Genomic DNA, 402 nt, shown 5'->3' on the forward strand with positions numbered 1-402 from the left:
AGCAACGTCTATTCGGCAAGTGTGTCAGAGGATCGTACAGAGCTTGGTACTCTAACTTCTCATTCAGCTCTTTGAGTTTTCGTTCTTGCTGTCTTCTAACCAGTTCCACTTCGATCCATGAGGCCATTAACCTCATAGCGTCGATATCGAACTCTTTGAATTCACGATGATAAGGAGCCGGGCTTGAAAAGTTTAAGGTGCCGTAAAGCTCATCATTAACGAAAATCGGGATGCCAATATAAGACTCTAAACCAAAAGACTGGTAAGCGGGATGCGTCGCATACTTATCGTGTTTGCCACAATGCTCAATGCAGATAGGACCAATCGATTTACAGGTAATTTCGCAATAGGTAGAACGATAATCGAAGATATCGCCACTATTGAGCTCAACCCCTTCAGGTG

At 43.8% G+C, this 402-nt stretch carries 1 protein-coding gene; it reads right to left on the reverse strand.

Features of this window, described 5'->3' with window-relative positions; translation table 11 throughout:
- The coding region (locus tag AB4496_RS29460; protein ID WP_372133678.1) for a GAF domain-containing protein at nt 1-402 on the reverse strand (402 nt) is incomplete at both ends.

It is taken from the genome of Vibrio sp. 10N.222.46.A1 (genome assembly GCF_041473595.1).
Classification (GTDB): domain Bacteria; phylum Pseudomonadota; class Gammaproteobacteria; order Enterobacterales; family Vibrionaceae; genus Vibrio; species Vibrio tasmaniensis_A.